This is a genomic window from Paenibacillus thiaminolyticus (genome assembly GCF_007066085.1).
GTDB lineage: Bacteria > Bacillota > Bacilli > Paenibacillales > Paenibacillaceae > Paenibacillus_B > Paenibacillus_B thiaminolyticus.
This window is the reverse complement of record NZ_CP041405.1, coordinates 3,047,989-3,055,000: the sequence shown is the minus strand read 5'-3', so window position 1 is coordinate 3,055,000 and position 7,012 is coordinate 3,047,989. Positions and strand designations below refer to the sequence as shown.

Here is a 7,012-nt window from a genome sequence, read left to right as displayed (position 1 = left end):
AAAGCGAGTCTGAATAGGGCGAATGAGTACGTAGGCGTAGACCCGAAACCGTGTGATCTACCCCTGTCCAGGGTGAAGGTGCGGTAACACGCACTGGAGGCCCGAACCCACGAATGTTGAAAAATTCGGGGATGAGGTGGGGGTAGCGGAGAAATTCCAATCGAACTCGGAGATAGCTGGTTCTCCCCGAAATAGCTTTAGGGCTAGCCTCGGAGGAAGAGTCGTGGAGGTAGAGCACTGATTGGGTGCGGGGCCCGCCAAGGGTTACCAAGCTCAGTCAAACTCCGAATGCCATGGACTTATTATCCGGGAGTCAGACAATGGGTGCTAAGGTCCGTTGTCAAGAGGGAAACAGCCCAGACCATCAGCTAAGGCCCCTAAGTGTACGTTAAGTGGGAAAGGATGTGGAGTTGCCCAGACAACCAGGATGTTGGCTTAGAAGCAGCCATCATTTAAAGAGTGCGTAATAGCTCACTGGTCGAGTGACTCTGCGCCGAAAATGTAACGGGCTAAACGTACCGCCGAAGCTATGGATTGATGCTTTGCATCAGTGGTAGGAGCGTTGTGTACCGGGTTGAAGGCAGACCGGAAGGACTGCTGGACTGTACACAAGTGAGAATGCCGGTATGAGTAACGAAAAGACATGTGAGAATCATGTCCGCCGAAAGCCTAAGGGTTCCTGGGGAAGGCTCGTCCGCCCAGGGTAAGTCGGGACCTAAGGCGAGGCCGAAAGGCGTAGTCGAAGGACAACAGGTTGAAATTCCTGTACCACCGTAGCCGTTATGAGCAATGGGGGGACGCAGAAGGATAGGGACGCGAGCTGATGGATGCTCGTCCAAGCAGTGAGGCTGGTCAGTAGGCAAATCCGCTGACCGTAAGGCTGGGCTGTGACGGGGAGGGAAAATTACAGTACCGAAGGTCTTGATTTCATGCTGCCAAGAAAAGCCTCTAGCCAGGTGAAGGTGCCCGTACCGCAAACCGACACAGGTAGGCGAGAAGAGAATTCTAAGGCGCGCGGAAGAACTCTCGTTAAGGAACTCGGCAAAATGACCCCGTAACTTTGGGAGAAGGGGTGCCCCGGTAGGGTGAATAGCCCGAGGGGGCCGCAGTGAATAGGCCCGAGCGACTGTTTAGCAAAAACACAGGTCTGTGCGAAGCCGTAAGGCGAAGTATACGGGCTGACGCCTGCCCGGTGCTGGAAGGTTAAGGGGAGTGGTTAGCCGCAAGGCGAAGCTATGAACCGAAGCCCCAGTAAACGGCGGCCGTAACTATAACGGTCCTAAGGTAGCGAAATTCCTTGTCAGGTAAATTCTGACCCGCACGAATGGCGTAACGACTTGGGCGCTGTCTCAACGAGAGATCCGGTGAAATTTTAATACCTGTGAAGATGCAGGTTACCCGCGACAAGACGGAAAGACCCCATGGAGCTTTACTGCAGCTTGATATTGACTTTGGTACGGTCTGTACAGGATAGGTGGGAGCCTGAGAAGCCGGAGCGCCAGCTTCGGTGGAGGCGCCGTTGGGATACCACCCTGATCGTATCGGAGTTCTAACCTGGGACCGTGGAACCGGTTCGGGGACAGTGTCAGGCGGGCAGTTTGACTGGGGCGGTCGCCTCCTAAAGAGTAACGGAGGCGCCCCAAGGTTCCCTCAGAATGGTTGGAAATCATTCGAAGAGTGCAAAGGCAGAAGGGAGCTTGACTGCGAGACCTACAAGTCGAGCAGGGACGAAAGTCGGGCTTAGTGATCCGGTGGTACCGCATGGAAGGGCCATCGCTCAACGGATAAAAGCTACCCTGGGGATAACAGGCTTATCTCCCCCAAGAGTCCACATCGACGGGGAGGTTTGGCACCTCGATGTCGGCTCATCGCATCCTGGGGCTGAAGTAGGTCCAAGGGTTGGGCTGTTCGCCCATTAAAGCGGTACGCGAGCTGGGTTCAGAACGTCGTGAGACAGTTCGGTCCCTATCTGTCGCGGGCGTAGGAAATTTGAGAGGAGCTGTCCTTAGTACGAGAGGACCGGGATGGACGTACCGCTGGTGTACCAGTTGTCTCGCCAGAGGCATAGCTGGGTAGCCAAGTACGGAAGGGATAAGCGCTGAAAGCATCTAAGCGTGAAGCCCCCCTCAAGATGAGATTTCCCACATTGGTAAGACCCCTTGAAGACGACGAGGTAGATAGGTTGGAGGTGGAAGTGCAGCAATGCATGGAGCTGACCAATACTAATCGGTCGAGGGCTTATCCTAAGTAAGATGATTCGTAAGACGAACTTTCGCATTCAGTTTTTAAGGTACAATACCTTATCTGTTTGGTGGCGATGGCGGAGGGGTTCCACGCGTACCCATCCCGAACACGACCGTTAAGCCCTCCAGCGCCGATGGTACTTGGACCGCAGGGTCCTGGGAGAGTAGGACGTTGCCAAGCAGACAGAGATGCGGGCGTGGATTTGCTGATGCAAATTCACGCGGCGCAGAGCTGTTCCTTACTGTTCCCTGATAGCTCAGTTGGTAGAGCACTCGGCTGTTAACCGAGTTGTCACAGGTTCGAGTCCTGTTCGGGGAGCCATCTTGCTCTCATAGCTCAGTAGGTAGAGTGCATCCATGGTAAGGATGAGGTCACCGGTTCGATCCCGGTTGAGAGCTCCAGTACTTTTTTTACAAATTATAGACCAGCTATCCTGAGGCCCGTTGGTCAAGCGGTTAAGACACCGCCCTTTCACGGCGGTAACACGGGTTCGAATCCCGTACGGGTCACCACTTCTTGGACGCTTAGCTCAGCTGGGAGAGCATCTGCCTTACAAGCAGAGGGTCGGCGGTTCGATCCCGTCAGCGTCCACCATTCATGTAAGCCGGTGTAGCTCAGTTGGTAGAGCGGCTGACTTGTAATCAGTAGGTCGTGGGTTCGCCTCCTATCGCCGGCACCATGACGTCACATATGAACATCGTTGGGGATTAGCCAAGCGGTAAGGCAACGGACTTTGACTCCGTCATGCATAGGTTCGAATCCTATATCCCCAGCCATTTATGAGAGCCATTAGCTCAGTTGGTAGAGCACCTGACTTTTAATCAGGGTGTCGAAGGTTCGAGTCCTTCATGGCTCACCAGTTTTATATCGGAATGCGCGTGTGGCGGAATTGGCAGACGCACTAGACTTAGGATCTAGCGGGCAACCGTGGGGGTTCAAGTCCCTCCACGCGCACCAGTATCATGAAACCCTTGTCGGACAAGGGTTTTTTGTTTTGTTTATGAAGATACACCGAACCTGATGCATCATGTGTGCTAACACCTTTGCTAACGATAACATATACGAACCGATTACGCGCGCATAGGTGGCCGTGGTGTTGGATAGATTGTTGAAATCTTCGGGGAAATAGCTTATACGAAAAGTTGAAAAACAAAAAGACGACCTGTAATTAGGTATATATCCCTTAAGGTCGTAACATCAAATAGCGAGAAATTATTTGAGTTGCTTATAAACAGGTAAAGCGCATCAACTACAGTTATAACTAATAACAATTTCGCATTTATGACATTGGGGTTCTTTGAGCGTTTAAAGATCAATACAACAACCCCTACAGTAATTAGTGCATAAAAAAGGAGAAGAGCAGTAACACTATATAGGGGAAGCAAATAAATACTTGTAAAGGAAAGTTCGCTAAAATCTGGTTTCCTTATTTTCTTTAGGTTTTGGAATATCGAAAGTATTCCTGGTTTCTGGTTTGAAAAATATAACCAATTAAATAAAGCCTCGGATTATTCCGAGGCTTTATTTTGATCATTTGTTTCTATATTGTCTTATCTTAAACTGGAAGTCCATATTATGGCCGTCTTTAGTATTAATGGATACTTCCCATTTTTCATTAATAATGCCGCCAAGGACCCCAATTGTCTCTGTTTTTTGTTGGCCTGAAGATATCGGAATGTCTACCGCATAATTTTTTCCATCGCGTATTAACGTCATGTACACTGTTCCTGGACCATCGTTTTTTACATAAATATCCATAAGTCTTCCAGCATGGATGTTTGCAGTAAATGATCTCTGGAAGGAATCGTACCCAACGTGATGAACATCTCCTGGTTCGTAGTCGGTTTCGATTGAAAGAGTTTCTGATTGAGTTGGTGCAATTCTAGGTGAATCAGGCGCAGCAGAAGCGAATCCGGTAAATGTTGACAGCATCAGCACTGTTGAAATGGCGACTAATGATTTTTTCATAGTAACCTCCTTGGAAATAGGTGGTGGTAATAATACATTCCTAATATACTATATATACCCATCAATTTGTGGTGTAGATGAGTCCCCACTTGTGACGAAGACCCGAACTATTCGGAGCTTTACTTGTAAACACTAATATAGAGGGAAACAGACCAGAATAAAACCCTGTGGATAACCGAAAAATCCTTATGTATCAATGCTTAGGCGAAACGAGTGAAACACATCCCCTAGACTTAGGATCTAGCGGGCAACCGTGGGGATTCAAGTCCCTCCGCGCTCACCAGTATCATGAAACCCTTGACGGATTTCAGGAGGAGAATGGATGTCTCGAGAACAGCAGCCAAGCTGGATGGATACGTTCCGGATTCACAATCTGCATGGGAGGGAGCGTGTTGCCTTGTCTGAACGGGTCGGGCCGTTCTGACGAAGGAGGAGCTGCTTACCGAAGCAGGAATCCGATATCTGCTGCGGGAGGCGAAGCACCTGTACCGTTGTGCGGATGATAAGGTGGCTGCTTCGCTCTTTATCAAGCGGTATGCGCCTCCTCTTGCCGGGGGAGTAATGCATGCTTTCTCCAGGCTGGGACAGCTGCTGGATCCGGACAAATGGTCCTTTACCCTTACAATTGACGCATCCGGGGATATCGATGTAATCAGTAAGGTGGAGTTTGAACCTTATTGGGAGGTGGGCCGAAAGCTCGCCCGGGATCGGCCACTAGAGCTTTTGTTCAAGGGGCACTCAACCGGTTGTTTCAACTGATGAAGCAGGTGTCCGGTATTTCCATTAAGGTGCTATAGCTTACGTAGCCAACGTACTGGAACGCTATTACGATCTTTGGCCACAGAGGAGCATACAACGGCGCAGGACCGTCTTTTGCAGGAAGATAGGGATTGGGTACTGCATGAGGCTGCAGGGGCCTTATACGGCGAATATAAAGCTAATCCGCTGGCATTTACCTATACGGTCATTCCGAATCCTGCACAGGAGAGCAAAATATTGAGGATTCGGGAAGTGTGCTGCCTCAAGTTCCGCAGCGAATCAGGGCTTCATTGCACGACCTGTCCTCATATTACGGAGCGGCATCGCGCCGATATTTGCAAATTGCACCAATAACAAAAAAATATAAAATTCAGATTGCATTTGTATTTGTTTTATGATATATTATTACTTGTCGCTTCTGATAAAACATGATGAAGAGACAAGCTGCGGACATAGCTCAGTGGTAGAGTATCGCCTTGCCAAGGCGAGGGTCGCGGGTTCGAATCCCGTTGTCCGCTCCAGAATAAATGCGCCCTTAGCTCAGCCGGATAGAGCGTTTGACTACGAATCAAAAGGTCGGGAGTTCGAATCTCTCAGGGCGCGCCACTTTAACAAATGGATACATACATCGGGACGTAGCTCAGCTTGGTAGAGCACCTGGTTTGGGACCAGGGGGTCGCATGTTCAAATCGTGTCGTCCCGACCATTCATTTGCGGGTGTAGTTCAATGGTAGAACTCCAGCCTTCCAAGCTGGTAGCGTGGGTTCGATTCCCATCACCCGCTCCATAAATTCATCATTTAACCGCCATAGGGCGGTTTTGTTGCATTTAAAGGCGATCTGGTCTGCTTGAGGCATCGGATACGACCACTTTTCAAGCGGAGAGGCTGCCTAAGTAAAGTAATCCTGCGAATTTACAGTATTTCTTCGGCTCCAGGCGCTAATCAAGAGGATTCCTGCAAAAGTGCAGTTTTTTGTCAGTCTAATCGTCATTTTGAACGGAATAGCGGGAAATTGATGGAGATTTGCAGGAATTTCTTGTACCGAAAAATTGAGCGGCGAGAATACTGCAATTTTGCAGGCTTTAGCAGCTGTGGAACGTAACAGAGGGCCCTTATCATCGGGGAACGAGGATGAGAGCACCTTTGGGAACGTACGGCCAGCCAATTCGTGCATCGCAGGAGGCGGGCGTAATTGCTTGACTATCATGACAAAACCCGATCGGCGAATGCTCGAATCGGGTTTCGTGTTGACTATGCTCTGCCTCGCTAATCGGCAGGGCATGGATTTACCGGAATGGTGAACTCAAGTTCTGGAATATATTCCTTCTCCCGCTCAGCACCTCCAGTGTGCGACCATGCTCATCAATAATATCGGCATTAATATCGCTTATGCCACCGATGCTTGGTTCGCCAGTTAGCTTTAGACACAGGTTATGGATAACGGCGTCAGTTCCAGCTTTTCTATGGTGAAGTTAATGTCCCATACGATTTCGTCGGTTCCTCGGGAACCAAAATGATATTGTCTTTTGTATTTGTGGTAACCGGCACAGTCAAATCGTAAGGCTGCTCGTAACCTTCGAGCCATCCTTTACAGACATGTCGAATTGAGCGGGTATGTTTCCGGATAGCTCATTAAGCTGTACAATAACGGATTCGGACGGTTCGTTCGTAGGGGCCGAATCCAAGGCTGCCATAGGCACCTGGCAGGGAAAAGGTTACACGGGAATAAAAAATACTTCCAGGCTGCTGGCTTGTGGTTCGGTTTCTATCTGCACTCAAAAATTGGCATTAACTCATTGTTGCTACTGATCAGGAAATGTGTTATTATATTTACGTTGTGCAATAATATACAACATACGATATACATCATGCGGACATAGCTCAGTGGTAGAGTATCGCCTTGCCAAGGCGAGGGTCGCGGGTTCGAATCCCGTTGTCCGCTCCAGAAGAATGCGCCCTTAGCTCAGCCGGATAGAGCGTTTGACTACGAATCAAAAGGTCGGGAGTTCGAATCTCTCAGGGCGCGCCACTTTTTTAACA

2 protein-coding genes, 14 tRNA genes and 2 rRNA genes (1 of these 18 cut by a window edge) are annotated in these 7,012 nt (G+C 49.5%); 17 read left to right on the top strand and 1 reads right to left on the bottom strand.

Annotation, left to right across the window (positions count from 1 at the left end):
- The 10 genes from FLT43_RS13685 to FLT43_RS13640 all read left to right on the top strand — a co-directional run.
- Window positions 1–2,246: ribosomal RNA gene (locus FLT43_RS13685) — 23S ribosomal RNA — on the top strand (it extends 677 nt beyond the left edge of the window).
- Window positions 2,247–2,307: 61 nt separating this feature from the next.
- Window positions 2,308–2,424: ribosomal RNA gene (rrf, locus tag FLT43_RS13680) — 5S ribosomal RNA — on the top strand.
- A 65-nt stretch (window positions 2,425–2,489) separates the two neighbouring features.
- Window positions 2,490–2,565: transfer RNA gene (locus FLT43_RS13675), tRNA-Asn, on the top strand.
- Between the two features lie 4 nt (window positions 2,566–2,569).
- Window positions 2,570–2,645, top strand: a tRNA-Thr gene (locus tag FLT43_RS13670).
- Between the two features lie 36 nt (window positions 2,646–2,681).
- A tRNA-Glu gene (locus FLT43_RS13665) sits at window positions 2,682–2,756 on the top strand.
- Window positions 2,757–2,762: 6 nt separating this feature from the next.
- Window positions 2,763–2,838, top strand: a tRNA-Val gene (locus tag FLT43_RS13660).
- Between the two features lie 9 nt (window positions 2,839–2,847).
- Window positions 2,848–2,923, top strand: a tRNA-Thr gene (locus tag FLT43_RS13655).
- Window positions 2,924–2,945: 22 nt separating this feature from the next.
- Window positions 2,946–3,020 (top strand) — tRNA-Gln (locus FLT43_RS13650).
- A 7-nt stretch (window positions 3,021–3,027) separates the two neighbouring features.
- A tRNA-Lys gene (locus FLT43_RS13645) sits at window positions 3,028–3,103 on the top strand.
- Window positions 3,104–3,118: 15 nt separating this feature from the next.
- Window positions 3,119–3,201, top strand: a tRNA-Leu gene (locus FLT43_RS13640).
- A gap of 573 nt (window positions 3,202–3,774) precedes the next feature.
- Here FLT43_RS13640 and FLT43_RS13635 read toward each other — a convergent pair.
- Window positions 3,775–4,212 (bottom strand): hypothetical protein, encoded by a 438-nt coding sequence (locus tag FLT43_RS13635; protein ID WP_087441227.1) that lies wholly within the window; start codon window positions 4,210–4,212, stop codon window positions 3,775–3,777.
- An 873-nt stretch (window positions 4,213–5,085) separates the two neighbouring features.
- Between FLT43_RS13635 and FLT43_RS13630 the strand changes: the two genes are divergently transcribed.
- The 7 genes from FLT43_RS13630 to FLT43_RS13600 all read left to right on the top strand — a co-directional run bounded on the left by FLT43_RS13630 (window position 5,086) and on the right by FLT43_RS13600 (window position 7,001).
- Window positions 5,086–5,325, top strand: coding sequence for a (2Fe-2S)-binding protein (locus FLT43_RS13630; RefSeq protein WP_087441229.1), 240 nt, complete (start codon window positions 5,086–5,088; stop codon window positions 5,323–5,325).
- A 92-nt stretch (window positions 5,326–5,417) separates the two neighbouring features.
- A tRNA-Gly gene (locus tag FLT43_RS13625) sits at window positions 5,418–5,492 on the top strand.
- A gap of 8 nt (window positions 5,493–5,500) precedes the next feature.
- A tRNA-Arg gene (locus FLT43_RS13620) sits at window positions 5,501–5,577 on the top strand.
- A 23-nt stretch (window positions 5,578–5,600) separates the two neighbouring features.
- Window positions 5,601–5,677: transfer RNA gene (locus tag FLT43_RS13615), tRNA-Pro, on the top strand.
- A gap of 7 nt (window positions 5,678–5,684) precedes the next feature.
- Window positions 5,685–5,758, top strand: a tRNA-Gly gene (locus FLT43_RS13610).
- 1,084 nt (window positions 5,759–6,842) lie between these two features.
- Window positions 6,843–6,917, top strand: a tRNA-Gly gene (locus FLT43_RS13605).
- A gap of 7 nt (window positions 6,918–6,924) precedes the next feature.
- Window positions 6,925–7,001: transfer RNA gene (locus FLT43_RS13600), tRNA-Arg, on the top strand.
- The last annotated feature ends 11 nt before the right edge of the window (window positions 7,002–7,012 follow it).

Bases quoted from the DNA above. Each gene is read 5' to 3' on its own strand.
- FLT43_RS13635 (WP_087441227.1), bottom strand. From the start codon at position 4,212: ATGAAAAAATCATTAGTCGCCATTTCAACAGTGCTGATGCTGTCAACA.